The sequence below is a fragment of the Lysinibacillus sp. Ag94 genome (assembly GCF_023242215.1).
In the GTDB taxonomy this organism is placed as follows: domain Bacteria; phylum Bacillota; class Bacilli; order Bacillales_A; family Planococcaceae; genus Lysinibacillus.
Map to the genome: position 1 here is coordinate 3,968,335 of NZ_CP096780.1, position 25,797 is coordinate 3,994,131.

General features: G+C 37.7%; 41 protein-coding genes. All 41 read right to left on the reverse strand.

All coding sequences use genetic code 11. The annotated features are described in order from the left end of the window. Positions 1-95: 95 nt before the first annotated feature. A complete protein-coding gene (locus MY533_RS18640) occupies positions 96-452 on the reverse strand; it encodes a YhjD family protein (RefSeq protein ID WP_248717117.1) in 357 nt (118 codons plus the stop codon). Between the two features lie 133 nt (positions 453-585). Then, on the reverse strand, positions 586-1,329 hold the full coding sequence (locus MY533_RS18645; RefSeq protein ID WP_248717118.1) for an N-acetylmuramoyl-L-alanine amidase: 744 nt from the start codon (positions 1,327-1,329) through the stop codon (positions 586-588). Further along, positions 1,329-1,589, reverse strand: coding sequence for a phage holin (locus tag MY533_RS18650; protein WP_248717119.1), 261 nt, complete (start codon positions 1,587-1,589; stop codon positions 1,329-1,331). The genes MY533_RS18645 and MY533_RS18650 overlap by 1 nt, the downstream gene beginning before the upstream one ends. Continuing rightward, positions 1,579-1,866: a hypothetical protein gene (locus MY533_RS18655; RefSeq protein WP_248717120.1), complete on the reverse strand. Its 288-nt coding sequence runs from the start codon at positions 1,864-1,866 to the stop codon at positions 1,579-1,581. The genes MY533_RS18650 and MY533_RS18655 overlap by 11 nt, the downstream gene beginning before the upstream one ends. Before the next feature lie 66 nt (positions 1,867-1,932). Next, a complete protein-coding gene (locus MY533_RS18660; RefSeq protein WP_248717121.1) occupies positions 1,933-2,112 on the reverse strand; it encodes a hypothetical protein in 180 nt (59 codons plus the stop codon). Between the two features lie 12 nt (positions 2,113-2,124). Continuing rightward, entirely contained in the window at positions 2,125-2,394 is a 270-nt protein-coding gene (locus MY533_RS18665; protein WP_248717122.1) for a hypothetical protein, read from the reverse strand. Between the two features lie 11 nt (positions 2,395-2,405). After that, the gene (locus MY533_RS18670) at positions 2,406-3,260 is read right to left on the reverse strand and encodes a glycine-rich domain-containing protein (RefSeq protein WP_248717123.1); all 855 of its coding nucleotides are present in this window, start codon (positions 3,258-3,260) and stop codon (positions 2,406-2,408) included. Further along, a complete protein-coding gene (locus MY533_RS18675; protein WP_248717124.1) occupies positions 3,260-3,598 on the reverse strand; it encodes a hypothetical protein in 339 nt (112 codons plus the stop codon). Before MY533_RS18675 ends, MY533_RS18670 begins: the two co-directional genes overlap by 1 nt. Beyond that, positions 3,598-4,413, reverse strand: coding sequence for a putative phage tail protein (locus tag MY533_RS18680; RefSeq protein WP_248717125.1), 816 nt, complete (start codon positions 4,411-4,413; stop codon positions 3,598-3,600). Before MY533_RS18680 ends, MY533_RS18675 begins: the two co-directional genes overlap by 1 nt. Positions 4,414-4,421: 8 nt before the next feature. Then, positions 4,422-4,769, reverse strand: coding sequence for a phage tail fiber protein (locus MY533_RS18685; protein ID WP_248717126.1), 348 nt, complete (start codon positions 4,767-4,769; stop codon positions 4,422-4,424). Further along, positions 4,766-5,809, reverse strand: a complete 1,044-nt coding sequence (locus MY533_RS18690) for a baseplate J/gp47 family protein (RefSeq protein WP_248717127.1) — start codon at positions 5,807-5,809, stop codon at positions 4,766-4,768. Before MY533_RS18690 ends, MY533_RS18685 begins: the two co-directional genes overlap by 4 nt. Continuing rightward, entirely contained in the window at positions 5,810-6,256 is a 447-nt protein-coding gene (locus tag MY533_RS18695; protein WP_248717128.1) for a DUF2634 domain-containing protein, read from the reverse strand. It abuts the gene before it with no gap. Next, positions 6,256-6,615, reverse strand: a complete 360-nt coding sequence (locus MY533_RS18700) for a DUF2577 domain-containing protein (RefSeq protein WP_248717129.1) — start codon at positions 6,613-6,615, stop codon at positions 6,256-6,258. The genes MY533_RS18695 and MY533_RS18700 overlap by 1 nt, the downstream gene beginning before the upstream one ends. After that, positions 6,616-7,593 carry an XkdQ/YqbQ family protein gene (locus tag MY533_RS18705; RefSeq protein ID WP_248717130.1) on the reverse strand — a complete coding sequence of 326 codons (978 nt, stop codon included), beginning with the start codon at positions 7,591-7,593 and terminating at the stop codon, positions 6,616-6,618. Between the two features lie 2 nt (positions 7,594-7,595). Then, positions 7,596-8,015, reverse strand: coding sequence for a hypothetical protein (locus MY533_RS18710; RefSeq protein WP_248717131.1), 420 nt, complete (start codon positions 8,013-8,015; stop codon positions 7,596-7,598). 13 nt (positions 8,016-8,028) lie between these two features. Next, complete coding sequence (locus tag MY533_RS18715; protein WP_248717132.1) at positions 8,029-10,053, reverse strand: phage tail tape measure protein; 2,025 nt, start codon at positions 10,051-10,053, stop codon at positions 8,029-8,031. A 209-nt stretch (positions 10,054-10,262) separates the two neighbouring features. Next, positions 10,263-10,655, reverse strand: coding sequence for a phage tail assembly chaperone (locus tag MY533_RS18720; protein ID WP_248717133.1), 393 nt, complete (start codon positions 10,653-10,655; stop codon positions 10,263-10,265). 24 nt (positions 10,656-10,679) lie between these two features. Beyond that, positions 10,680-11,114 (reverse strand): phage tail tube protein, encoded by a 435-nt coding sequence (locus MY533_RS18725; RefSeq protein ID WP_248717134.1) that lies wholly within the window; start codon positions 11,112-11,114, stop codon positions 10,680-10,682. Between the two features lie 13 nt (positions 11,115-11,127). Continuing rightward, positions 11,128-12,186, reverse strand: coding sequence for a phage tail sheath subtilisin-like domain-containing protein (locus tag MY533_RS18730; RefSeq protein WP_248717135.1), 1,059 nt, complete (start codon positions 12,184-12,186; stop codon positions 11,128-11,130). 3 nt (positions 12,187-12,189) lie between these two features. Beyond that, positions 12,190-12,672, reverse strand: coding sequence for a phage tail terminator family protein (locus tag MY533_RS18735; protein WP_248717136.1), 483 nt, complete (start codon positions 12,670-12,672; stop codon positions 12,190-12,192). After that, on the reverse strand, positions 12,669-13,097 hold the full coding sequence (locus MY533_RS18740) for an HK97 gp10 family phage protein (RefSeq protein ID WP_248717137.1): 429 nt from the start codon (positions 13,095-13,097) through the stop codon (positions 12,669-12,671). The genes MY533_RS18735 and MY533_RS18740 overlap by 4 nt, the downstream gene beginning before the upstream one ends. Continuing rightward, the gene (locus tag MY533_RS18745; protein ID WP_248717138.1) at positions 13,094-13,432 is read right to left on the reverse strand and encodes a phage head closure protein; all 339 of its coding nucleotides are present in this window, start codon (positions 13,430-13,432) and stop codon (positions 13,094-13,096) included. Before MY533_RS18745 ends, MY533_RS18740 begins: the two co-directional genes overlap by 4 nt. Further along, positions 13,410-13,670, reverse strand: a complete 261-nt coding sequence (locus MY533_RS18750) for a head-tail connector protein (RefSeq protein ID WP_248717139.1) — start codon at positions 13,668-13,670, stop codon at positions 13,410-13,412. Before MY533_RS18750 ends, MY533_RS18745 begins: the two co-directional genes overlap by 23 nt. Before the next feature lie 4 nt (positions 13,671-13,674). After that, a complete protein-coding gene (locus MY533_RS18755) occupies positions 13,675-15,042 on the reverse strand; it encodes a phage major capsid protein (protein ID WP_248717140.1) in 1,368 nt (455 codons plus the stop codon). After that, a complete protein-coding gene (locus tag MY533_RS18760; RefSeq protein ID WP_248717141.1) occupies positions 15,032-15,613 on the reverse strand; it encodes an HK97 family phage prohead protease in 582 nt (193 codons plus the stop codon). The genes MY533_RS18755 and MY533_RS18760 overlap by 11 nt, the downstream gene beginning before the upstream one ends. After that, complete coding sequence (locus MY533_RS18765; protein WP_248717142.1) at positions 15,582-16,790, reverse strand: phage portal protein; 1,209 nt, start codon at positions 16,788-16,790, stop codon at positions 15,582-15,584. Before MY533_RS18765 ends, MY533_RS18760 begins: the two co-directional genes overlap by 32 nt. Positions 16,791-16,804: 14 nt before the next feature. Then, positions 16,805-18,550 carry a terminase large subunit gene (locus tag MY533_RS18770; RefSeq protein WP_248717143.1) on the reverse strand — a complete coding sequence of 582 codons (1,746 nt, stop codon included), beginning with the start codon at positions 18,548-18,550 and terminating at the stop codon, positions 16,805-16,807. Continuing rightward, a complete protein-coding gene (locus tag MY533_RS18775; RefSeq protein ID WP_248717144.1) occupies positions 18,547-19,071 on the reverse strand; it encodes a phage terminase small subunit-related protein in 525 nt (174 codons plus the stop codon). The genes MY533_RS18770 and MY533_RS18775 overlap by 4 nt, the downstream gene beginning before the upstream one ends. Positions 19,072-19,204: 133 nt before the next feature. Then, the gene (locus MY533_RS18780) at positions 19,205-19,552 is read right to left on the reverse strand and encodes an HNH endonuclease (protein ID WP_248717145.1); all 348 of its coding nucleotides are present in this window, start codon (positions 19,550-19,552) and stop codon (positions 19,205-19,207) included. Continuing rightward, positions 19,549-19,854 carry a hypothetical protein gene (locus tag MY533_RS18785; protein ID WP_248717146.1) on the reverse strand — a complete coding sequence of 102 codons (306 nt, stop codon included), beginning with the start codon at positions 19,852-19,854 and terminating at the stop codon, positions 19,549-19,551. The genes MY533_RS18780 and MY533_RS18785 overlap by 4 nt, the downstream gene beginning before the upstream one ends. Then, positions 19,826-20,227, reverse strand: a complete 402-nt coding sequence (locus tag MY533_RS18790) for a hypothetical protein (RefSeq protein WP_248717147.1) — start codon at positions 20,225-20,227, stop codon at positions 19,826-19,828. The genes MY533_RS18785 and MY533_RS18790 overlap by 29 nt, the downstream gene beginning before the upstream one ends. Positions 20,228-20,280: 53 nt before the next feature. Beyond that, positions 20,281-20,445, reverse strand: a complete 165-nt coding sequence (locus tag MY533_RS18795) for a hypothetical protein (protein ID WP_248717148.1) — start codon at positions 20,443-20,445, stop codon at positions 20,281-20,283. A 206-nt stretch (positions 20,446-20,651) separates the two neighbouring features. Further along, positions 20,652-21,170 (reverse strand): hypothetical protein, encoded by a 519-nt coding sequence (locus MY533_RS18800; protein ID WP_248717149.1) that lies wholly within the window; start codon positions 21,168-21,170, stop codon positions 20,652-20,654. Between the two features lie 75 nt (positions 21,171-21,245). Continuing rightward, positions 21,246-21,440 (reverse strand): hypothetical protein, encoded by a 195-nt coding sequence (locus tag MY533_RS18805; RefSeq protein ID WP_248717150.1) that lies wholly within the window; start codon positions 21,438-21,440, stop codon positions 21,246-21,248. Between the two features lie 148 nt (positions 21,441-21,588). Further along, positions 21,589-21,903, reverse strand: coding sequence for a hypothetical protein (locus MY533_RS18810; protein WP_248717151.1), 315 nt, complete (start codon positions 21,901-21,903; stop codon positions 21,589-21,591). Continuing rightward, the gene (locus MY533_RS18815) at positions 21,903-22,130 is read right to left on the reverse strand and encodes a MucR family transcriptional regulator (protein WP_248717152.1); all 228 of its coding nucleotides are present in this window, start codon (positions 22,128-22,130) and stop codon (positions 21,903-21,905) included. The genes MY533_RS18810 and MY533_RS18815 overlap by 1 nt, the downstream gene beginning before the upstream one ends. Positions 22,131-22,147: 17 nt before the next feature. Beyond that, entirely contained in the window at positions 22,148-22,714 is a 567-nt protein-coding gene (locus MY533_RS18820; protein WP_248717153.1) for a Holliday junction resolvase RecU, read from the reverse strand. A 15-nt stretch (positions 22,715-22,729) separates the two neighbouring features. Then, the gene (locus tag MY533_RS18825; RefSeq protein WP_248717154.1) at positions 22,730-22,987 is read right to left on the reverse strand and encodes a hypothetical protein; all 258 of its coding nucleotides are present in this window, start codon (positions 22,985-22,987) and stop codon (positions 22,730-22,732) included. Positions 22,988-22,998: 11 nt separating this feature from the next. Beyond that, positions 22,999-23,976, reverse strand: coding sequence for a ParB/RepB/Spo0J family partition protein (locus tag MY533_RS18830; RefSeq protein ID WP_248717155.1), 978 nt, complete (start codon positions 23,974-23,976; stop codon positions 22,999-23,001). Positions 23,977-24,006: 30 nt separating this feature from the next. Continuing rightward, positions 24,007-24,783, reverse strand: a complete 777-nt coding sequence (locus MY533_RS18835) for a ParA family protein (protein ID WP_248717156.1) — start codon at positions 24,781-24,783, stop codon at positions 24,007-24,009. Beyond that, positions 24,755-25,678 (reverse strand): rolling circle replication-associated protein, encoded by a 924-nt coding sequence (locus MY533_RS18840; RefSeq protein WP_248717157.1) that lies wholly within the window; start codon positions 25,676-25,678, stop codon positions 24,755-24,757. The genes MY533_RS18835 and MY533_RS18840 overlap by 29 nt, the downstream gene beginning before the upstream one ends. Positions 25,679-25,797 lie beyond the last annotated feature (119 nt).

Below are 25,797 nucleotides of genomic sequence, written 5' to 3' on the forward strand. Positions count from 1 at the left end.
GGCTTTACAGTTTCGATGTTATGGCTAGTGTTGTTTATTCTAAAACATGTAATAAAAAAGAAATGAATAAACAAAAAATGACCAGGTACTCACTTTCAATTGAGCGCCTGGTCTTTATTTTGGTGACTTAATAATAGCTTTTCCACTTGTGTCTTCAACGCCATATTAGCATACGTTAGCACTAGGTCTTCACCAGCTGTGGCAACGGTCAAATCACTAAAGTACTCGTCAATCTTTTCCCACTTCACAACTCTAATTTTATCTTTTGCCAACAGCCTTTTAGAGTTGTAACATTCTTGTGAAATGTCGTCTAAAAGCTTATCAAGGATCGGCAAATATACTTTGCTCAATTTAAGGTTTTCAATCACTTTATAATCACGTTGTAACGACTGAACAGCCATATCATAAACCACAAATTTATGAAGTAGTCGCCTTTGTTCGAAACTTATCATACAACCTTTCGCTCCTTAAAAAAGAACATTCGTTTGTATTATTTTAGAACAAATGTTTTTGTTTTGACAAGGAATAAATTTAGGAATGCAAAAAAGCCCAGGCTCAAAATTAATTGAGTACCTGGGCTTTAAATCATTCTGCTACTATATTTGTTACCTGTGCTAACTTAGCTGTTTCAATTTTATTTGCTCCTGCCTTAGCTGCAGCCATTCCGGTAAATGTTCCTGTTTTAACACGCCATTTAGTTCCATCCGGCTCAATATACGCTACCCAACCAAATCGATGTTTTAACACATCGAGTGCATTTTCAGCTGCTTGTTTGGTAGCGTATGTCCCTGTAAGTACGCGGTATTTATTATTATCTGCAATAGGTGTAGGTTGCTGTACATTGCCACTCTTATTTTTAACCATAGAAATAAATTGTGACCAACTAATTTTACCTTCACGCATGTTTCGAGGACAATTTTTACCGCTAAAGTGGTTGTGCTGAACAACGTTTTGAATAGGAATGTTTTCATCTTTCATGATTTTAGCAACTAGCTCTGCAGCATTTTGCATTGCTTTTTGATAGTTACCGTCACTATTTACGCAAACCTCTACTTGAATCCCTTGGTTATTGCCTGTCGTGCTTCCTGCTGCCCAACATCTCCAAGCATGTTCAAATGATTGTACAGCCTCTTTGTCGTCCACAGTATAATGCCAGGAAGCTGAACGACTATTGCCGTTGTATTGTAAACGTGCGTGCGCGTCTGCATCGGCTCCGGAACGTGTATTATCTGTTTCATGAACAACGATAAACTTTTTAGCGTTTCCTTTTCCATAAGTAACCTTGTTTGCTTGAACATCAGGTACTAATTTTTTACGAGTTACAACCATTATTGTCCACCGTCCTTTGGTTTGTCATAATCCATTGCTAGTTGACTATCTGAAACGCCTTTTGTTGTTGGGTCGATGATAATACCAAGTAAACCTAAAATGCTTAGAATCGTCTCCGAAATGGCTGTAACTTGATCGTTGTAAATCGTAATATCAACATTAAAAACGCCTGCTATTTGATTAGCAAGCACAATAAGTAATGCAATTAATGACACCCAAAACTGTTTATGACGAATACGAACTTTCCAATTAATCTTCATGACTGTTTCCCTCCACTTTATCAATTCGTTTATGCGCTTGTTTAGCTGATTCCTCAACGCGTATTAATCGCTCGTTTTGCGATTCAATCTTTCGTGCCTGGTCTTTAAAATCAAGTTTAATATCATCGACACCGCGCGCTATGTAATCGACTTTAGATGTAATACTGGCCTCCGATGCACCTTGATTTTTACTATCTTTTTTCATTGTAATAACTGCACCCAGCACTCCTAACACTGTACCGATAGCGCCAAACAATAAGGACATTTCTATACTCATAGAACACCTACTTTCACCAATATAAAAGCCCTCCACAGTGTGGAAGGCATAAAAATAACGCTAGGCTTATGCCTGCGTCTCGTCTGTTTCTTTTTGTTGTTTAGTCATCAAAGTACATAACTTTGTATACTCGTCTTGGCTGACCTGCTTATTTAACATAAGTAAACTTAAATTTGTTGCCATCACATCGTAATTACATCCTGGACTAGTGATTAATAACTCTGCAGCACGATAAACAATGTTCATGTTTGTTCCTCCCTACACTCCGATATTTTTCATTGCTATTAATACTTCAGTATTTAATAGTGTCTTTGCTTGCATTTCTTCAACAGTCGGTTGCTGTTCAATTGGTTCAGGTGCTACAGGTGCAGTAAATTCACCTGTTTTAGCATCATATAAATATCCTTCTTCAATTTCCTCACGACCTGTTATGTCTAAGAAATCTTCGGGATTTGGATACGGAGGTAATTCTTCGGCCTCAAATATCCAGTGTACCCTTCCGCATATAAGTTGTGCATATCTTTTCATGTCTGTTCCTCCTACCATTCGATAATTATAATGCCGTCTCCACCAGGCATAGAAGAAAATGGCCCTCTACCAGCTTGGAATACTACTCCACCGCCGCCAGCTCCGATTCCGGCTATAGTAGGTGTTATAGAAGAGTAACCGGCAACACCGTCGCCACCACTTCCATATCCGGCGCCACCACCACCGGCCATCAAATCTTTACCGTTATCGGAAACTCTAGCTGCATTTCCCGGTTTTCCGTAAGGGGTATAAGCTTCGAATCCAGCATAAACATCACTAGTTTGCCCATATGGATGAATCGCTTTCGCCCCTGCAGTAACTAAAGAAGAATTTCCACTCGGTGCTCCTTTACCATCACCTTGACCACCTGCGCAAATTAATCCAAATGCCGAACTACTACCGCCTGTTAGACCTCTAGAAACGTTATTAATAGGTGCATTGCCGGGTGCTGGGTCTGCACCTTTACCAACAATTAATGGATATGTCGTGCCAGGAATAACAGAAATGAATTTACCACCTACAAAAGCTCCTCCACCTCCGCCTTGCGCTCTTTCGCCTGAATCAAAATTCCCCTGAAGCACGTCACCACTTCCGCCACCGCCGAACATAGTTAACTTCACCGCTTTTACATTCGCTGGACAAGTCCAATAGTAGGTGCCTGGTTTATCAAATACTGCAAGTCCTGAAACACTAGATACAACTTTTTGCGTTTCGTTTACTGCTGCTTTTATCTCCGATTGTATATTTTTAATGCTTGCAACTTCATTTTTCGTACTATCCAAAGTACCTTTAATATTGTCTACACCCTGTTTAATTTCCATTTGTGTAGCTTTATCAGGAAAATATCCTTTTTCAACCTCTGCCATCACTCTACCTCCTGTTGAATGAAATAAAAGCCACCTGCATCAACACCAAAGCCCAAACGGTATTTTTTATTGTTATCACTGTTCGTGTATATATGAGGCATTGGATCGGTTGCATGATTAGCCAATTCCTTTTTAGCCTTGTTCACTTCGTTTTTAACTTCATTAATAGCTCCGGCCAATGTTTTATCAGCTGTTTCTAAGTCAGGTATTGACGCGCTACCCTTTTGTAACTCACTAACTGCGCCATCTAATGTTTCCATGTTTTCGTTTATATCTGAAATTAAAATACTGTCCGTTAGATCAGGCTTCTTTAAGTTTAAATTTGGTGTGTATTTCATTAGCTCACCTCATTCCATATTCGTATATCATCCCAGGTGATGTTTCTTACATCTCCCCATGTACGTTTACTTGCAAACTCCCAAACGTTAAACGTGTATGCATAGTCAAACTGTAGATGGGCAGGAACAATAATTTCTATTGCTTGCATTAATCCATTTAGATTATCAGGGATGCCCTTTGTTCCTACAAACTTGATTTCGTATATACCCGGTGTCTTTGTAGGATTAACCTCTACATCTCCATTACTGTAAGCAGCTGCAACCGATTTGATTGTTTCTTTTGTGGTTTGGTCAAAACTTGCACGATTTCTTGAAGTGATCTGCTCCCTACGTTGGTCATAGCGTAATGTTCCAATCGATTTAATACCAAGATCACGTTCATATATTGGCAAGGCTTCAATTGCTGTATCAATAAACATATTACGATTGACGATTTCAAGTTGTTGCTCAGTATTGCGAAACTCTCTATCGTCTGCAGTAAGCACCGTTCTAAACACTGTAGATTTACGCTCATACAACGGTAGATACTTAATCATATCCGTTAGATAATCCTGTGTTGAAACTACAATACTTGTAACCATTTCAGCTTGAGTTTGCATGATAATAGGCGATTGAACTACTTTGACACCTTGCGTCTGTAACTCGGTTATAACTTCATTTGTTGTACCGGATGAAGCAATGGAAACACCTTGCGTCTGTAATTCTGTTTCGGTAATCATCAATGCTAATCTAAAACATTCCCATTGGTGAGGCGTTAACTCGCTCCATGTGAATATGGACACCTGGCCCCATTCTGTTTGTGGTATAGCGTGCATGTTCTCACCTACTTCAATCGTACAATTAGATAGTTTTTAGGAATCTTGTATTGGCTGGATACATCGATGTTTTTCGTAAATTCTGCTTGCGATTTAAATAACAAATTACCGGCTGCTTTCGCATCATAAATGCCGATGTGTGAAATATCTCCCCAGGACTCTGCAGCAATAGGAAATAAAATGTCGGCATTATTAGAGGTTTGACCATCTGTTGGCGTTGCAAATATTCCTGGTTGTCGTGAATAACTTGCAGCATTTACCTCTGTGTCACCGTTAAAAAGCGCAACAAATACCGGTGTTGTTTTTAAATTGTCCGTTAATACTTTATTCTTTAAATACGTGGTCATGTGATTCATTCGTTAACACCTCCCATAATTGCCACAGCATCATCAGGAATAACAACGTTTGCTGTTGATTCATTGATAAGTAGATCCTGATAATCCATAACTCCGTCACTGTCTATAATGAGCGCCCCAATCTTTGCATAGCTCACAAACGAAGCTTTGAAAGCTATTTCTTTCAAGTATTTAGTAACGTTCTTTTTGATATTTGTTTTTACAACTTCCTCCGTGTAACCAGGCATTAATGTTAAGGACACTGATAGATTGAGGAACAATGCAACTGCAGACATTATAAGAAGATCCTCAACACCAAACGGCATTTCTCGCTCAATGTGTTTTCTCACATCTTCTACTAATTCAACCGATGCAGGTAGCTTATTCGCATCGATAACAACAATCTTCATTGTTAGTGGGCCATTGTAACGAGGGAATACTTTTGCATCTCCCGTGCCGGTTACTTCTAGCGCCCATTCACGATAATGATACTTGTTACCGGATTTACCTGGACGCTGCAGCTTGTCATAATATCGTTGGCGTAAATCGTTATCTGTTTCAGCTTCATAGCCGTTCACCACTGGATCAGGATTATAAACGTTGATAAGGCCATTAATTGATACAGGGAAGCTTGTAATGGTATTAGCTGGCACGTTACCTATTTGGCCAAACTCATTACACTGTATACGTACATGAGCAAATCCACTTTCATTAAGTTTCGCTTCTTCTATAACTGTGTATAGTAACGATGTTTCAGTACCTACTAACTCGCCTACCTTTACAGGCGTTCCGGAAGTTCCGGAAATAATAACAGTTGTAGTCGCTTTTGTTGCTGGCTTTCTACTTTGCCCTGTACGCTGATATACAGTACGTGTAAGCTCGTCACCGGTTAACTTTTCAACATCTAATTTATCTTGTACCTGTGCAATCTTCACTTGTTGTTTTGAAAATTCTACAGCTGCAGGCTTTGTTGCATCGTAAATAAAGTTACCTTTTGACTTGTCGTGATCGTTACTAATGTTTGAAAGCATACGTTCATGTATAACTTTTTCATCTTCCATCTATGCGGCCACCTCCTTTATAGGCTCGTCAATATCAAACGCTCCTTCCACTGTGACAACTCTAAATTTAATTCGCATCCATTTTCCATCACGAGTAAATTGCCATTCCTGAATCGCTTGAATATGCGTATGTTCCATTAATGAGGCTGTAACTTCTCGCTTAATCTCGGCTTCAATAAATGCACGCGGTAAACTAGAACCTATTAAATCTTCCAATGTCACACCGTATGGAATGCCTTTATAAATCCTAAATCGAAAGCGCTCAGTCTTTAGCACTTTTAAGATCCATTGCTTTAATGTTTCAAGGCCATGTACTTCAACCATTTTTCCGTTTTTAATTACGAAATCGCCTTTTTCAAAGTCATATAAAAAAGACTTACCAAGAGGCGGCAAGTCCGTTTTAATATCCTGGTTATTAAATTCTAGTTGCGTAATTTTAGGTAACATTATTCAAACCTCACCGCCTTGGCCAAAACATAATAAAGATTTTCGTCTGCAGTTGGCATTAATATTACTTCGTCACCTTCTTTTAAAGTATCTTTTGTTCTAGCTTTTACATCTTTGGCTTCAAAAGTCTGAAACGTACTATCAGTGAATCTAATGTCTCCTTCTAGCTCTGCTTCACGCTCATAATCTTCAAGTACATTAGCCGCAAACACTAATTGGTGATTTCGTAAAATTACAACATCATTTAATTGTATTTGAACATTTGGAGGTGGTGAAATTATGGTACCAGTTGACATCGATATAGGCTTTGGATTTTTATTGTCATCAAACATTTTTGCAAGAACCGTTAATGCATCCATTTACTTCACCTCTAAACTAGGCTTCATCGTGTGAATGCCTTTGCTGATAGTGTGTAGAACATCTTTAATTAAGAATGTGCCATTGATGCCGGTGATTGGCTCCTTCAATTTAAACATTCGACCTGCTCGAAAATCGTCATTTCCCATTAAATCAACACTATTTTCCTCAATAACTTTAGATATCTGTTTTAATTCGTTTTCAGCTACTTGTGCAGCACTCTTTTTCTCATTTTGATCTAACTGTACTACTTTTGTTAGGCGGCCATATTTATTAACCATGTTATCATCAGACTTCGTTAAAACCACCTTATCATTGTTGCCGACTATCTGAATGGTATTTATCATATCGGCTATGCTACGCCTTTTAGATGGGCTCATAATGACCGATGCAATATCATATTTCGGGCCACCTTCAAATAATTGAAATGTTCCTGTTATAAGTAAGTCACCTTGTTTTTCGATGTATAACTTTCCCTGGCGCATTTCCATTAAATATTTGGCGCCTGTAGCTTGTTCAACCGTTGTGATGATTTCTTTAATGATCTCACTTACCTTTTTATCATTGAAAATCTTATTGATTGGTGTAGGCATAGAAATAACCTTTCCGATAGGTACGTGAAAATCTGCAAGGATCTTCTTAATGCACGCATCTGCAGATAATTTGTTAAATTGATAGACTGCAGTAGATTTATTTAAGTAAAAAGCATAGTCAAAAGCAATATAGGCAATTGGCGCTGTTCCGCTTTTCAATTCATCTACAATAATAGCGCGTGTGATCTCCTTGCCGTTACTATATAAAGCAACCATATCCCCAATATCACAAGGATTAATTGGAAAGTAGTTTGTATCGTTAAAAGCAATACTGAAATTAATTTCATCCCCTAATTCATCCATGTTACTACGCCAGGTTAACGTGCCAAGCATGGGCGTAATATTGGTCATTGTATCACCTTTAATTAACCACAATTCATGAGCCATTTTTACACCTTCTTTGTTTCTAAAATAATCTCCTTAAATTCGGATAGTGCGAGCGAATAATAAACATCACCCGATCCATCTTGTAAGCCATATTCAAAGTTATCGATTGTCATTAGTACATTGATTGGTGTACCGGATATAACAACGCGAATAGGAAAACGTTTATCAATCCAAGATTCAATAATTTCAACGTACTCCCAACCAAAATAGGTAGTGTCTCGCGAGAATGGATATACTTTAGAAGGGAAAAAGGTTTCAATCGGTAGCGACTTCAACCCCCTACGACCAATTGCTTTAATATCGCCCTGGTTAATGGTTGTGAATGTTTCATTATTCACCGGACTAGGTATTTTAAACTCAGATGGCACGATAGGAAGTTGAATAATTTGTTTGCGATCCATTGTACTTAAAAATATATCCATCTTTCCAACCTCCCTACATATTGGCCAATCTTAATTTCAACATTGGTACAAACTCGTCCACAACTTCTTTTGCCGTTACACCTTTAGCGTTTAAGTTCTGAATAATAACTTGTACACCGCCATTATTCGAAGGCACTGCTTGTGGTGTACTGCTCGATGGTGTAGGTGTTGCTACTGCAACAGATTTCGGTTGAATCATTTGATCCACATTATCAATTGACCCACCGGCTGCACGAATCCTTTCAGATTGTCGGGCCGGAATAATCATTTCACCTTCGTGAAGCTCGGCAATATATCCGTCATACGGGACGCTATTTAGACCAGTTGCGTGTGATCCGCTAATCCAACTGCCAACCTTGCTTGCTGCACCACTTATTGTGCTACCTATTGAGCTCACCCAATCAGGTAATTTAAAACTTAGAATTGCATTTTTGAAATCAATAAATTTATCATAAAGCCCTTTGAAAAAGTCTGTTACTGGCTGTATTTTTTGAACACCCCAGTCATATATACCTCCAAATACCTCTGTTACTTTGCTCCACAATTCACCTGCTTTTTCCTTTACTACATCCCAATTTCGATATAACAAGACACCTATAGCGATTACGGCAGCGATACCAACAACCACCCATGTAAGAGGGCTTGCAAGCATGGCTGTATTCATTGCCCACTGTCCAGCTGTTGCTAGGCCCATAGCTGTTTTAAAACCGTTAATCATGGTTGTTACAGTCGTGATAACCTTTAAGGCTCCCATACCTGCAGCTACAACGCCTACCGCTGTACTTACGCCAATAAGAGTCTCTTTAATAGGCCCCCAATTCTCTCTTACTGTATTGCCAAATTCGAACGCCTTTTCAACAACGCCCTGAATTGCTGGCACAAGTTCATCAGCTTTTTGTGCAACACTTTGTAAAAACTCCTGGGCTCCGGCTCCGTTTACAACATCAGCAATTCCGGTCTGCAGTTCTCGCCAAGATGAAACTAATCTGTTTTTAAAGCTTCCTTCTACGTTGGCTGAGGCGGCATCTGTTGCTCCCTCAAAATCCTTCATAGCATCTTTTGTACCAAGCATTGCGTACATGGCCCCTGCCTCTAAATCTTCCCACTTAGTACCGAATAGACTGACACCTATTTGGTTCGCCTTAACCTGGTCATCCATACCTTTTAGCTCTCCGACGACAGTACTTGCTACATCTGAAACATTGCCTTTACCAGCTAAAAAATCTTTCCATACTTTCTGCGAGCCTTTTGATAGATCGCCCATAGCCTCTTTTGTACCTTTTGATCCATCTTTAACGCGAATCTGAAATTCTTTCATGACATCATTCACGTAATCTAAGTTATAAACGCCAGCTTTTGCGCCTCTTTCCATGATGCCGAAATATTCTTCAACGGTATATCCCATAGTGCCAAATAAAGATGAGTACTCGGCTACATTGTCAAACATTTCATTACTAAAGTTCAAACCACGTTGACCACCTGCAGTAAATAAATCAAACGCCTTATCTGATGTGATACCGAATGCTTCCATCAAATTATTCGTACCACGAGTGACTTCGTTCACATCTCCATCAAACGTTTTAGCTAATAACATCGCTTTAGATGTAACATTACCAATCTCTCCATCATCGATATTACGCATGTTTTGTTTAACGCGAGCTAAAGCTCCTGTTACTTCATCAATGTTTTCTCCGTACCCTTTTTTGAATACGTCTTTTGCGGCGCTCTCATACACTTTCATTTGGTCAGAAGTAGCGCCAGTTTGCGCTTGTAAAGTTGCAAATGCATCATTCATATCAAAAATAGATTTTGCAACGCCAGCACCTAGAGCCGCTACACCTGCAGCACCTAAAGCGCCCGCACCTGTCGCGACTGATTTAAAAACCTTGGTTGCCCCTTGACCGAATCGTTGTATTTGATTTCCTACCCTGGTAACGCCTCGACCAAAATCATCTGATCGGTCACTAGCTCGCTTTAAATTGCTGGAAAAATCGCGATCTTTCAGTGATAAGACTGCAGATATAACCCTTTTTCCCACTTTCTCACCGCCTTTATAAAAAGAAAAAAGCTAGAACGGTATTGTAACAATCGCTCCAGCTTTCAAATATTTGTTTCTTTCTTCTAATTCCTTGTCTAAACTTGCCGTCATAAATAATTTTTCATCATAAGGCAAATTTAACAGTTCATCGAGTTTACGACCTTTTTGAATATAGTGATGAAGAAAATAAAAATCATCATCACTATCAATTAGTTTTTTATAGCTTTAACTCCGCCTTTTTTGTACCCTGCTAATTCAAGTGCCATGCCTGATAATTGTTCAATTTCACCAGGATCAAAGATTTTCGCCACAATGTCGGTTGGTAATGTACAACCGTATGCTTTCTGTAATTCTTCATCTTTTAAATTTGGTTCAACCATCGTGTTATACACCATGTACGCATCTGCGTCTGTATCGTTATTTTCATCGCGAGCCATTTTCATAGTATCTACGCAAAGAGATTTTTCAGGTTTACGCAAAACTATATCAACGCCTAAACGCTCTACAAGTACTTCCTCAGTGACATCATCCTTCACATGATATTTCTCTTTCTCTTTTATTAAATCCGTAATTGTTAATCGTTTAATATCTTTTTTAGTCATTTAAGTTCCCTCCGATATATTTATTTAGGCACTAATTAAATCGATTGGATCATAATCTGCAAAGTTAAACGGTAATTCTTCCGATCCAATCGTTTTTTGTGCAAATTGAAGTAGCATAAATTCATTGAAAGTGACTTCATTTATAGCCACGCGTTCAGCTCCAAATGCATCCGGATCTGCTAATTTCCCTACAATGTTAATGTCCGGTACGATACCTTTTTTAACTGCTTCAGCTAATAAACCTGAACCCCGGCTATAGACTTTTTTCACCTTTAACGTTCCTTCACCTGACCACCCTGTCATTTTCTTATGTGTCGCCAAATCTTCGGCCATATTAACATCTTCATAATCAATGCTTACTTTAGCCTCAAACTCCTCTACATCTAGCCATTTCTCGTTGTTAACCCACACGCTGCCAAAAGTACCGTTAATGGTTTTATTTGATTTTAATTTACCCATCCTTCAATCCTCCTTATATAGCAATATCCATGTCTAAGTCTTCAATAGCATCAACTATTTTTATATTGCCTGCTAAAAATACATTGCGCTTGAAGGACATTTCTTTTACTTTTTGATCGTCCCAATCTGTAGTATCGACTCCAATATTTTCCCAAGCAAGACGCTGTTTTCGGACATTGATTTCAGATTTATTATCAAAATTCGGATCAAGAATTTCTTCATCTTCCAAGCCATCATAATAAGCATTAACAGAACGAATAAACAAAACTTGATTATCATAAATGTTGTTGTGCTTACCAATATAATGCTTATCAAATGTTGTGCGAATATCGTCTTTAATTAAGTCCTGTACTTCCATGATACGTATTGATTTAAAGTCCTCAGTCTTTTTACCTGTTGTTGTCGTAAGACTGTTAACGCCTCGTCCAATTTTAACGTTCTCACCATCGTTGATAAGGATAAGCTCACCATTATCAACAGCTGCGTCAGGATCTTCAATTTCTGTGATAGAATCAATCTCATTTAGCTCATAATAAGTGGATGTTCGAGTAAACGGTAATCCTGCTATGATTCCGGCAATACGTGCTGTATATCCAGCTGTCGTATATTCTCTATCACCCACCTTAATACCTGCAGTTGTGAAATTAATGATTCCTTCATGGTCTGCCTCACAGTTTGGTAATACGGCTTTAAATGTTTTCTTTTTATTTTCACGCTTTGTTTTAATCCAGGATGCAATATTTGTTGTTTCTTTGTCTTTAATACTCGGGATGGCCAAATAATTAAAACGTTTGTTATTTAATCGTGTTAACGCTGCGTTGTAATCTTCTGCAGTAGTTGGCAAACGTTCAATAATAATTTTGCTTGGTGTACCCATAAACGTTTTCTGAATGTAATCTAAGTTCGCTGGTGACCATCCATCTGTTGGCACTTCTTCAATGCTTTTGTACGTCACTGTATCAGCTGTTTGCACATCATCTTTTAAAATCAATGCTACAATTCCTAACTGGCTTCGCTTAATAGCTGTGACGGCTTTTCCGATAAACTCAATATTAATTTGTGGTAGGCCCATTGTTTAATCCCCTTCCTCATCATCCAATTCGCCCATAAGTTCTACTGGATGTTTCTCATACCAATCTTTTCCGTTCTTAATTTCATCTTCAATGTTGATTCCCGAACCTGGTTCTCGGCCATCAAAGAATTGAATGTCAAATTCAAACTGCAGCACACCATCAATTTCATCAAAGTTCGGTTCAAATACATCTAAATGGCGTCCTTCTACAGTAAATTTAAGATCAAATAAATTACCTAGCTCTTCTTGAACATCTAATAACTCAATCGTGTAATCATTTTCATCTGTTGGAAAATAAAAAATGCGAACCGTGCAAGACTTTTCAACTTGTGTTAAATAGCCCTCACGCTTCACATTATCAAGTTCTATTTTAAATGATGGACGTTTGAAGCCCTTCTTTACTGATTCACCAGTTACTTTTAGCCCTTCGAAATTTACTTTTAGGTTCCTGGTCACTGTTGCTCTAATATTTTCAAATGTAATCATAGTTTCTTTTTCTTCAACAGTTCATCAAGCCATTTCACTGTTTCCTTTTCTACGTCACCCGATGTTTCAAATTCTCTCATGCCCTTGTCCAACGGTTTTTTACCTTGTACAAAATCACCTGTTTTATTGCCCTCATGGTCTACCATCCAATGTCCATCCTCTACTAAATGAGCGTGTGGGGATGAATTGTAAACACGTACAACTAGTTCGCCCTGATAGCCGACAAAGACCTTTCCTCGTTTCCACTTTTTGTGGTACATGCCTGTTTTCTTTTTTACGAGACTTCGAGATTTTTTTGCTACAGTTTTCCTCGCTTTCGAGCCAATTTTACGCATTAGTTTAGGTGCCTCTTTTGGCATCTCTTTTATTGCTATGTCATATAAATCTCTTTGGAAGTCAGTTAAACCTTTCATTTGAATGCTCACTTCAACACCTCCTGGACAAAGATTTCTAACCATTTGTTTTCAAAATAAGGATCTAGAATATATTTAATTTCAAATTTATGACCCTTAAATCTAATTTGCATTTCCTTTGTAATGTCTTTTCCAGCTGAATAACGAACCTTAATTTTATGCGTGACATTAGTCAGTATGGTATCGGCTACTTGTTTTTGAAGTGATCCTGTTTGTGGTACTATTTCGGCCCAAATCTTTTTGATTTCCCCAAATTTATTGGTTGTTTCACCTAACCTATCTTCAACTTCAACATTACCCAAAATACTAATTCTTTTTTTTAATTTATTGGCCTGGTGTCTCGGCATCGTTGTAAGCCTCCTGAACAATAAAAGGTGTGATGGCATCAAGCGCTTTTTGCAATTCATCATCTGCTACACGGTATTCATACATTATTCCAGCAACCATAAGTACCAAGTATTCTTGTTCGGCACCTGTTGCAGTTTTTACATACCGCCTGGCATTTCTTAAATAAAAGGACAGTGAAGAATCTCCCTCACCGTCCTCATGAATATGTTCCTTAAATTGTTCTAATAATTCATCCATCTAATCAGCTCCCTGATTTAGTTGCTCCCACTTCATAACGGTATACGGCTGGTTCAAATGGTGAATACACTAATTGACCATCAAGTAAGTTGTAAATTTTAAATCCTACTCGGTTAGTACTAGCATAAGTTTCTAGTAGTTTTTGCAATTTCATACCACCGATGACGTCTTGAATGTGGAATGCTTTAAAATCCCCAAAGTAAAACACTGGCTTAGTAGAATCATCCCCATCTGCAGCATCTGTAAAATCTAATTTATGACCAAGTAGTTTATATCCAACACCATCTGTTGCATCTTGATGTAATAAAGGACGACCTGTTGTATCTGTCATATCTTCTAAAATGGTTAATGCTGCACGGTTTACAATCCACATAGATTTTTTTAGCACCTCAGTAACTGGTTGACCTTTTAATTTTACTAGTTGTGAATATAACTTTTGAGAGTAACCTGCAGCTGTAACATCTACTGGGATAGTTTCATAATACTTCACTGATTTCTTTGCTAATGCACCTGGATTCTCATTCCCTGCGTCATCACCATTAAACATATAATTTGTTTCTTTACGTACGTATGCTTTTTTCAGCTCGTCAATAACAATTGTTTCAATAGGAGCATCAGACATACTCAATAGCTTTTGAGTAACTGTTGCAATAGCATCGAATTCAGCTGGACTTAATAAGATCTCGTCAAATTCAATTGTAGTTTCTGAAATCGGATTTGATGCAGCACGTTCCTTCTTGTTAACATTTGCATCTGCTTTCTTAACAAGAACAGGATATTTTACATTTCCTTTTGTTTTATGTGTAGATCCATATTTACGAAGCAAGTTTTCTTCTTGTGCATATGTGATAACTTCAGATGCAACAACTTCAGGTACAGTAACGGAACCATTGCCAGCTTCAATCCCAAGTGAACGTGCTTCAGTTTCGGTAATTTTCCCAGCTACAAAATTTGCAAATGCTGAACGTACTTCTTGTTCACGTTTTTTCGTGGATTTGTGGCCACGTGTTGAAAGACCTTTGCCAATTTGAGTCATGATTGCAGAACGTTGCTCACCTGAAATAGCCGAACGACCTTCACCTTCGTCATCGCCTTCTTCGTTCCCTTCTTCACTTTCCGAGTTACCACCACGATCTTCGCCATCACCTTCACCCGATCCAGTGTCTTCGCCACCTCCTCCTTGGTCACCTTCATCAAGATTAGCTAATTCATCCGCAATTTCTTGCGCTTGATTAGCAAGCTCTTGTACTTCGGCTTGCACCGCTTCTAAATCTTCTGCAGGCACTTCATTTCTTTCCAATTGACCACGCAATTCTGTTAAACGAGCATTATTTCGTTGTTGTAAAGCAAGTAATAGTTTTCTAGTTTTCATTTCCCAAAACCCCTTTAATTTGTTTTATTATTTTCATACGTTGTTCTACTTCTTTACCAATTTCTTTACTTCGAACTAACGACGCTTCCGTGTCATCGTATGCAGGTATCGATACCACAGAAATTTCGTAAAGTTCAACCTCATGAATGGTCCTTAAAGCAGGTTCTATTGAGTAATCCCATGTTTCTTCGGTAATCCAAAAACCAAATGAACATTGGTTAATATCTCCCCGGCTCATGCTCTCCGCTAAATCTCTGCCCACAGATGTATTAGGTAATTCAATTTCAAACTTTAAGCCCCTATTATCTTCTTCAAGCTGTAGGGTTCCGCTTTTTGTTCGACCTAAAACATTATCCCAATTATGATTAAACAACGCTCTTACATCTCCGTTTTCCGAAAGTGAACGAGCAAACGCTCCTGGTTCAATAATTTCATCGAACCATCCACCAATAGATGTTTTGGAGTTAAATACAGCTGCATAACCCGTTATCAAAGAGGATTGTTCTTCTGTAGCGTCCCTAGTATTTAACCTAGTGATGTCAAATGTCCGTGTCTCCTTTTTCTTTGCCATTTTCATCACCTCCCTTCAAGCTATCGTCTGTTGCCTTTCCTAAATCCTCACCAGCAACAAGATCCTTCGAGATGTAAAGCTTACTTGCTTCAGGGGAATTCAACTTATCAAAACCAAGCATCGCTCGCGAATCGTCCGGTGTCGTAATCATCGTTCGCACCAAGTTAAAAGCTATGTTTGTTTTGGTTGAATAAGGCACAAAGTCCAAAATGTCTATTTCCGATTCAATACGGAGCTGTGAATTGGCATCAAAAAAGAGAGCGCTCAAATGCTCTCCAAATAGTTGTAATATTGGACGTACCGCTTTGTTGTGTAAGTACATCATTGCCTTCTCAATATCTACCTTCATTAATGCGCGATAAATTTCAACATCCACACCCATGAACTTTCCTAAATCTTTTTTATAAACATTGAGGTACTCTAGAATTTTTTCATCATCAATCGGTGACTTCATCGTATCAATTGAGTACCCTTTACCAAGTGGAATTAGTTTCACTGTTCTGCTCTCATCAATGGATTCCAATTGGTCTAGAATGGCATTAATTAACTTACTTTGTGCAGCATTCTGTGGATTGATATGTGCGTCTAATTTTAATAGGAATGCTAGTAAGCCACCTTTTCGGTATTTATCTGTGAGCACCTTCTCTGCGTTTAGCACACCTTCTAAAGTTTCATGGCCAAGTTTTGAAATACCAACTCCACTTAAATGATCCGCGCCAATATTTTTGATGTGTCGAATCATCGATGCAGGAATTTCAGTTCCATTTGTTTTAAAATGAACAATTAATTGTTCATCAAGCTCCGTATAAACATCGTTTGCAATGTGCAACTCTCGCCCATCGAAAATCGGGAACACTTCTCCATCCAATAAAAAAACGTTCGTAAGTAATTTTAAAAACTCAGAACGTGTTAAATAATTATTCGGTCGATTTAAGACTCTATTAATTTTATGGTTAGGCTGTTCAATGCCAGCTGCATTCACTACTTTCCACTTGGCCAAAACAATTTGATTAGAAATGTCTTGGAGAAGCGAGTAAACATCACTGGAAGACAAAGCATCTTCACTGTTACTTACATATCGCCCACCGTAACGGATGTTCCCTTTGAAATCATCCAACCACCCTCGCTTTTCTGCTTGCCTATACAAAAAATTAGAGATTCGACTTCGTAATCCCACGTTCTCACCACCTCTCATCGATAAATACTTGAAATTAAATCATCTAAACCATCTGTACTTGCTTCCATCATATTAAGTGTTTCTTTGTGTGAAATTAATAAAGCAACAAAGCCGTCAATATGTTCAGGGCTCTTTCTTTTGGACGGAGCTTTTAGGTTATTAATGTTGGTGACAATTTTCGCATTACTTGTACAAAAAATAAGTAATGGATTATCTGTCACAACTGCTGGAACCGTTTCACCATTCAGTACTCTTTCTTGCAAGAGCAATATTTCAAAGTCATCAAATGGTTCATTCATTACAGTCGGGTATTGCGGTACCTCTATACATTCAATGCCTAGCATTTCCCAACGTTCAACCAACTTTTCAGCCAACGCTGGATCATAATTTATTTGTCGTAAATCATAAGTTTCAAATGCCCGTATGAGGTAATCATCTACCATATCCTCATCAACTGTTTTACCTGGACAAAGTGTAACAAAACCTTTTTCAGCAAGCTCACGATATGGCACATTGCGCTGTTGTTCTTTCTCTTCAATACCGAACTCAGGAATAAAGTACATTTGCTTTACTTTAAGCATCGGATTGCCGTTGTCATCAAAAGTCGGGAAATTAAGGTCCACGCATGTTAAATCGGTGCGCCGTGAAAGGTCGACACCTGCAACACAAGTCAGTCCCTCAATCCCTCCTAAATCATCCACAAGCATTTTTTCAAGCTGATCTAATTCAAAATAGGTTTCCGCATAATTGACGAATACATTTAAGTGCTTAGATAAAAACTCAGCACGATTGAAGCTATTGTTTTGAGCCTCTTTAAATGCATTCTCTAAAAACTCCATGCTAACAGAAACACCGATATTTGGATTTACCATGCGCCATACTTCGCGGTCTTCCCAATCGTAGCCCTTGTTAGGTTCATAAATCATTACAAACCAAGAATCATCATTGTCATTCTTCATGGCTTCTTTGGCATAGGCATGAATCTGAGCGCCTAAAGCTCCTGTTTGTTTACCAGCTGTTGTTGTGATGATGTTCAAAGGTTCTTCCTGGGCAATTTGAGCAGAACGCAAGTTATCATATTGCTCACGATCCATTTGTGCGTGGACTTCATCGAAATAGTTACAATATGGGTTTTTACCCTCGTTCCCTGCGTTATCTTTCGTTAGCACTTTTAAGGTATTTGCGTACTTAATGCTATCTTCTACGAATGTATATTTGATAGAACGTATTGTATCTTCTTTACCTTTGTAAATTCGTGTTCCTGGACGTAAATCCGGGCTGTTTTCAATCGTTAGGCCAATAGGAATAGCAGCATTTTGACACTGTTCAAATGTATTGGCCGATATATAGAAATCAGCGCCTTTTACACCTTCGCCATACATGCCATAAATTACAGGACTGCCACCCATAATTGTTTTACCGTTTTTCTTTGGTACCTGCAGGTATGCGTTTCGAACAACTCGCACAGCTTTTCCAAATTCATTTTCACGCTGCCAGCCATAAATATTAGCAAAGTAAAACTTTTGCCAGGATTCCAAGATTAAAGGTTGGCCGGCCCATTTCCCTTTTGCATGTTTTAAGAAAGTTTCCGTGAAATAAAGCATGTCATTGGCTTTATCATTATCAAACCAAATATCCTTGCGCTTCTTCCATCGTTTATAACGCTTCACCATTTGTTTAATACTGTGAGGATAAGCTTTTGGATTAGAATCGAACTCTTTTACAAATTCATCTGCATAATTTACTTCAAAATCAATCATGATCTCATTTTCCTCTGTCTAAATTGAACGAGCTTACTACTTTCGGTTTCAGGTTGTGGATCAGGATCAGGAACTTTCCGTTTCTCCTCGTCACCTTTACCTAATAATGTTCCTGATTTTTTTATGAGATCTTTGTTTTTGCCGTCTAATCCAAGTTGGCCAAGTAAACGAGCTAATTCTTTTCGTAACTTCTCTGTTTCTTCACCGTTAGTTTTTGCTAGTTCATATTCTTCGAAACAATCTAAGTAAACTTCAATTAACAAATCTAAAGCAGGTGAATAGGTCCCAGCCTCCGCCAATGAGTCAATTATTCGTTTGTGCTGTAGTTCACGATTCGAACGATTCTTTTTTGTCACACTGTGACATTCCTCAGAACCCATTTTTTCAATCCATTCATAACGACTTTTCCACTTTCTCACCGTAGACTCTGCAGCACCAACAGCCTTTGCTATCTCTGCATTTGAAAGGCTTCCTTCACTCTCCTTAAAAAGCTCAAAAGCCTGTTCGTGTTTTTTGGTCAATACCTATTCACCTGCCTTTGGTCACACTAAAAAATTTTTAATAAATCATTTTGAGGCGTGCGTTTATATGCTCATACGGTCTACAGCAAAATGGGCAAAAAATTAATTTGATAGGGGGGCTATCGCTTATTAATCACCAATTAAATTTATATTTTGTATTTGATTTTGTCTCATTCTCAACGATCATGTGACACTTAGGACATAGTGTTGTCACGTTATCAGCATTAAGCTTTAGGTCAGGCCTAACATTGATAGGTATGATGTGATGATGCTGTGCTGTCTTACCAAATACAAACTTATTACATCGTGTGCATCTTCCTTTGTCTCGTTGATAACAAAACGCTTTTAAATCCTTCCATGCATCCGTACCATAGAACGGCTTATTGCTGGCACCTACATTCCGTTTCTTTCTTCTATGCTTATCACAATACCGACCCTTGCTTATTAACTGTCGACATCCTTGTTCACTACAATATTTCATTCTGCATCAGCCGCTAACTGTTCTTCGATATAATCTCGGATTGCATCAACCTTCTTTAGATTACCTGGTACTTCGATATTGTTTTCTGCAGCAAACTCTCTTAGCTGTGTACCAGTCATACCATCTAAATTAATTACTGGTTCATCTAAAGGCTTAACTGTTTCACCTTTATGCAACATTGTTGTAGGACTCTCAGTTACTTCAAATAATGGCTGCTCACCTACAGGTACGAATAATGTTTTCTTGTCATCTGTGCACCAGTATTCAGTGCCGTTAACTGTTGTGCGAATCGGTACTTTCATTTTTAATAGCTCCTTCCTCGTCTGTTTCAATCAACTCACCATTCGATTCATATCGTTTAACTTCTACAAACTCATTACCTTGTAATTCCATTTCAATAATTGCTACATCATTTGTCGATTCAAATTCGTTACTTGCATCGACTGCAACTTGTAAGCTTGTAAAGAATCGTCCTTCTGATAATGTCCAATTACTCAATGCAAATATATTATTGATATTGATTGTTCCTGTTGCTGATTTATCTTTCTTTACTCTTTGTGACATAACTGGTCCTTTGCATTTTGGACAATTAGTGCCTTCAAGGAGTTTGTGATTTGTTTCTTCATAGTCACATTCTTTTGACATGCAGTAATATCTAGTTAAAGGCGATTTCATTTAATCACTCCTTTCATATGTCCTCTTTTCAGGCACAATAAAAAGCCGTATTACTACGACTGCCGTTCATAAATCTCTTTAATGTAATTAGCTCCTTCACGAAAACCATCAACATAAGATGCATCAATTTTCTTTCGCGTCTCCTTTACTCTCCAAATAGAGAAAGGTAATTCGACTAAAGCTCCTACTAACGCAAAAGTGATTATCAATCCAAGCAAACTTATCACTCCTTTCATTTGTCCTCTTTTCAGACAAAATAAAAAGCCACACTTTGTTAAGTGTGACTCTGTAGTGTTGACGTTTCAGCAAACGTCTATTAAGTTGTTATACTAGTTGGAAGACTTATGTTGTAAAGTAAATTCAATTACTCTACATATACACTATAAAATATTTGAATAACATAAAAAAGGGCACTTTTTTGACATTACAGTTGTATTCGTAATCCATCAACACCAAATATCAATACTGATACTGCGTATACCGCTTCTTTTAAATCCCTTCTAACAGTACGTTCGTCTACATCATTTAATCCCGCTATATCATCATATGTCTTTTTTTCATCGTAGATGTAATAATGCATTAACGTTTCATATTTTCGTATAGCTCCTTTTCCTTTTCGCTCGCAATCACTTTTATAGAAATCAAGCATTTTATCAATAAAGAGCATCAAATTTAAAGTACGTGCGCTACTTTTAGTTAATGACTCAATCGAAAGATATTGCCCTCCTATTTCAATAAAAGGATCTTCCTCAACTTTTACTTCATTTACTTCTATTAATTTCTCACAACGTTCTTTGAATCTACGGTAATTTTTTAGCAATAACCTAGTATTAAATAATCGCCTATCTATTTTTTTATTCTGCTCTTCTTGCTGTAATGCAGTAAATTCACCAATTGCAACCTTTGCTATAGTTGCTAAATCCTCTGCGCTAAGATTATTCATTTTTACACCTCCATTAATTAACCATCATTTTCTTCACTATTGTTCAGTTACTTTCTCTTATATTTCAAACAATCCTCAATGATTGTGGATATACACCTTTGTTATTGGCATTCTAGCGAATATTAATAAGGCCATTAATATTCCAGTCATAATAAAAGCTGTTGCTAAAATGGATCTTGGAGGTGTGTAAATTTTAAATAAAATTAATAACCCAAGAACAACCCAATACATAATAAATAAAATTTGAAACAATATTTTTACTGTCTGCAATATACCAACCTCCATCGAACAATATTTTTAGAACATTCATCACACTTTCAGATATTCATCTTTTAAAAATTCCATTCGAATAAATTGCGTTGCTAATTATCATCAATCGCTGTTCCAACGGCAAAGACAACCATTTTTTAAATTTCATTTATACCTCCGCCCTGGTAAATTTCATCATATTGAAAGGTAACGCTTCATCAGGACTGAATTTAATATTTTTTACATCTTCTATAGTCTTCTTTGTATCTTTAATACAACCATAATAAAGACCGCTTCCGGAAAACCAATTATCCTTCACGATTGTTTTGTTACATTCCTCATGCAAATGAAAATTCATATGCTGATCGTCTTGCTTAGCATTACAAGATACTGCACTTTTACCTTTTTCTATGGTTTCTGTACACCCAAAGCACGTATGCTCTTTTCGCGTTTTAACCATTCGCTTGGTTCTAATATCTATCATTAGTGATCTCCCCTCGCATTCTCTTTTCCTTTCAAACTTTTATTCTGTTTCCGATTAAGTTTCAATACAGTTTGTGGAAGACCATATTTCTCCCGCACTTCTTCGCGTGTCATACCATGTTCCAATCGACAGTGTGCTGCTGTGACGATAATACCTATATGATTGCATCCTTCGACAGGACACTTGATATATCCACCATTTTTAGAACTCCAATAATTTTCACTCATCACTATTCACCTCTTCATTATTGCTGTACTAACTTTTTCGACTGGTCTAAATTGAGAGCTGTTAAATAATCAATAGGAATGCCATTATCTGATTTCACACGTTCACAGTTTTCTCTAAAGAAATCGAGTGATATAGATTTAGAACCTCGTCCAGCATTTTGGTTTTCATATACTGCTTCTAACTGTTCGAAACGCAACACATAAATTTCCGGTTCATTTTTACCTTCCAACCAAAAAGCCACTAATAAAAATGCAACTGCTCCATGCTTATTCCATGATTTCAATTGCTGATATTGATGTGGTGATATGTTTTTCAAAGGGAAACGTTTTAACTTTGTTTCCTTTGCGTCAAAGATGATTGAATACCCTTCATAAATCCCGCTATAGTCAACCCATGTCGGTGTATCAAGATGTCCTGTTACCTTGTTTCCATCCTTATTTAAAATCTTCACTGGCGTAGGTATTTTTCTAATATCCGCTAACCAAGCATTGCGATATTGGTTATTTGTCATTTCTACTAGCATTTCTAGCTTTGCACCTCTGTTAGCGTGACTTCGTGAATAATGTCGCTTATGTGTTTTCACTTTATTTCATCCCCTTTAGATTCTTAGGAAGTGCTTTTCTAAAACTTGTTCTTCAATCTCAAGCCATAAAATTTCTTCATTTACTTTGCCCGATAAGTTAAGCAAGTGCACGGTACTTAGACCGCGCTTTTGCTTATCATCTCTACGCCACTTGGAACCAGCTATTACAACCGCTTCTTTTCCAGCAAGAGTGTTGTTATCCAAAATGTTTATAACTAGTGGTGTGTTGCAGATATACATTGATACCTCTTCATACGGTTCATGTTGTATCAACGGAATCACCTCTACCTTATTTTTTTAATACTCATGATAATAAAATCTTCTGGAAGTCCGTTTTCTCCTCCCTGTTGTAAGTAAGTGACCCTCACTTCGACAAACCTCCCTGTGTACAGAATTGCGTCACGATCATATTCATTTATTTTTAAAATGTCACCTACTCGAAAGCTCCTGTTATCAAAGCCGCACATAAATGTCTTCAAGCCTTTTACTATGTCCTCAAACTGTTCAATATAACTATCTAACTCATGCGTCATGGGCTTTTCCTTTTGTTCCGACTCAATGACTTCCTGTCGCTTCTCTTTAGCAACAGATGGTGTTAGTGTCTTACCTTCTTTGTATTCTTGAACAGCTTCTTGTTGTCGTTCTTTTGGAAGTCGAGATAGTTCATATGCAGTGGTGATATTAATGTTTTCTTTGCTAAATTCCTCTTTTAATTCAGGCGCTAACTTTTTATCAATACTTTCCATGCGGGCAACTTGTGTAGGCGATACTTTCATGAGCTGTGCAACGATTTCACGCTTTCGCCCCGATATTGGATAGCCACTTTTCTTTAGATCCGTTAGTAACTCCTGCAGTCTTGCTGCTTGATATGTTTTTTCAGCATCAGTTAATTCCCTAGCTGTCGAATTTGCTAGTATTAGTTGCAATTCAGCTTGAATGTCGTCTACCGTTTTCATAATCTTACATGGAATCTTTTTAAATTGTTCATTTCCTTCCGCACACAACTCTTGCATAGCCTTCAATCTACGGTGACCACTTATGACTTCAAATCCATCTTTTGCTTCACGTACCAATAAATTTTGTTGAAGCCCCATTAATTCAATACTTGCTTTTAACTCTTCTACATCTTCTACAATGTATTTATTCTTTTTTGATGGCCGTAACCGTTCAATCGGAATGTGTTCTATTTTGAAAGCAAGTACTTCCTTTTCTACCGCTTCTTTAGATTTATCATTCATCAACTGACTTAGATTGAATTTCATGTGTCCGTACCCCCTTTTTTGTGTCCGAAACTAACACATTTGTAGGTATTCTTCGACCAATTTTTCATAGTCTTGTCCAGCAGTTGACTTCTTGTAATCCAATAGCGGTTTGCCGACGAATGTCGTTTCATCAACCTTCACTGTTTTTCTTACCATAGTATGGAAAAGTGGATAACTTGTGGATGAAAACAAATATTCGCATCCCTGAACGTTTACACCGTTTTTCTGGAACATCGTAATAAAGCAGCCTTTGAAATTGATATTTTCATTAAATTCTTTTACGTCTTCTATTTGCTCCACCAGTAGCTCTAAACCATCAAATGCGAACTTATCCACCTTAATTGGTACTAAAACATCATCAGAAGCCACAAGAGCATTAATAACCGTCATGTTAATGTCTGGCGCATTGTCGATAATGCAATAATCGTATTCGTTCTTGTATGCATTAGTTAACCGCGATAAGGCTTTACGTAGTCGTGTTTGCTGCGGACGGGAAACATCTAGTAAAATCTCTTTATTAGCACGTAACAGATTCATATTTGCAGGAATAATGTCCAACCCTTCGTATGCTGTAGGTTTAATAACGCTCTCTATGCTGCAATCTTTATCTGTCAGCAGATCTGCTAAACTTTTATCCTCATAGCTATGCAAACCGAAAAATTTAGAGGTATTCCCTTGTTTATCGTTGTCAATGAGTAACACCCTTTTTCCATGTACTTTTACTAATGTGTAGGCAATATTGATAGCTGAAATAGTCTTTGCTACCCCACCCTTCAAATTAATAATGCTGATTATCTTCATCGTCATATGTTGTTCTCCTTTTGTGATTTATTGGTTTGTCAATCCGCTTCATGTACACATTTATATATGCACCACTTACGTATTCCGAAAATGACACTTCCATTTGTTTGAACTGATAATTTTTATACATTTTTTCAAAGATCTCTTGTGCACCTATTTCTTCTGTTGCTATTTTGGCTGCACGTCTTCGTGTTAACTTTGTGTCTGAAACCGTCACCTTTGGCTGTTTTAAATTACGACTAGGTGTATAGCCTTTTGCAGTTTTTGGACCCTTCTCCTTAACAAGGTACTCCCCTAATTTCGTAAACCCAAGATCATCCGCTTTCAAACGTTTTGAATTAGCTCGCCCTCTATTCCACAGTTCTTCCGCAACCTCCCTATCCGGGAAGTTTGTTACCATGTGATGATGTGCGCGCACTTTTTCGCCGTTTCTTGTATGTTCAGTTGAATAAATATATTTCAACTCAAAACCTTCATACTTCTCCTGTTTCTTTAGCCAACGTTTCATACGCCTTACTAGATTTGTCATATCTCTTTTTGCTTGCTCATAGTCTTCAGGTACATACTTGTCCGAATATGTGTATGTCATATATAAATCGCGATAATCTCGAAAATTCGTATTAATTAATCTTGCTACATGCTTCTGCCTGTTCTTTTCATTTAATCTTTCTTGTGCCTTACTGCTGTTTTTATCCCTCTTTACACGTTTCTCTTGAGGTATCTTCCAATACGGGTACGCCTCTACCTCTAAAACATCACCACTCCAAATACTTTTCACTCGATATCCCGCAATCACTTTATCTAGTAAGCTATCTTCGTGCATTTTCGTAAGTTCCGATTCATTGAATGCTTCTTCGTATGCTGCTAAAACGTGTTTAACCTTATACTTTTCATTCTTCATGGCTACTCTCTCCCGATGTGTTAATAATCTAGTATCCTTGTTAATTTTCGAGTATGGTCGTAAACCTAATATCTATTACAAGGACGCTAATTGACTGGTTGCCATGAAGGTTGCTATAC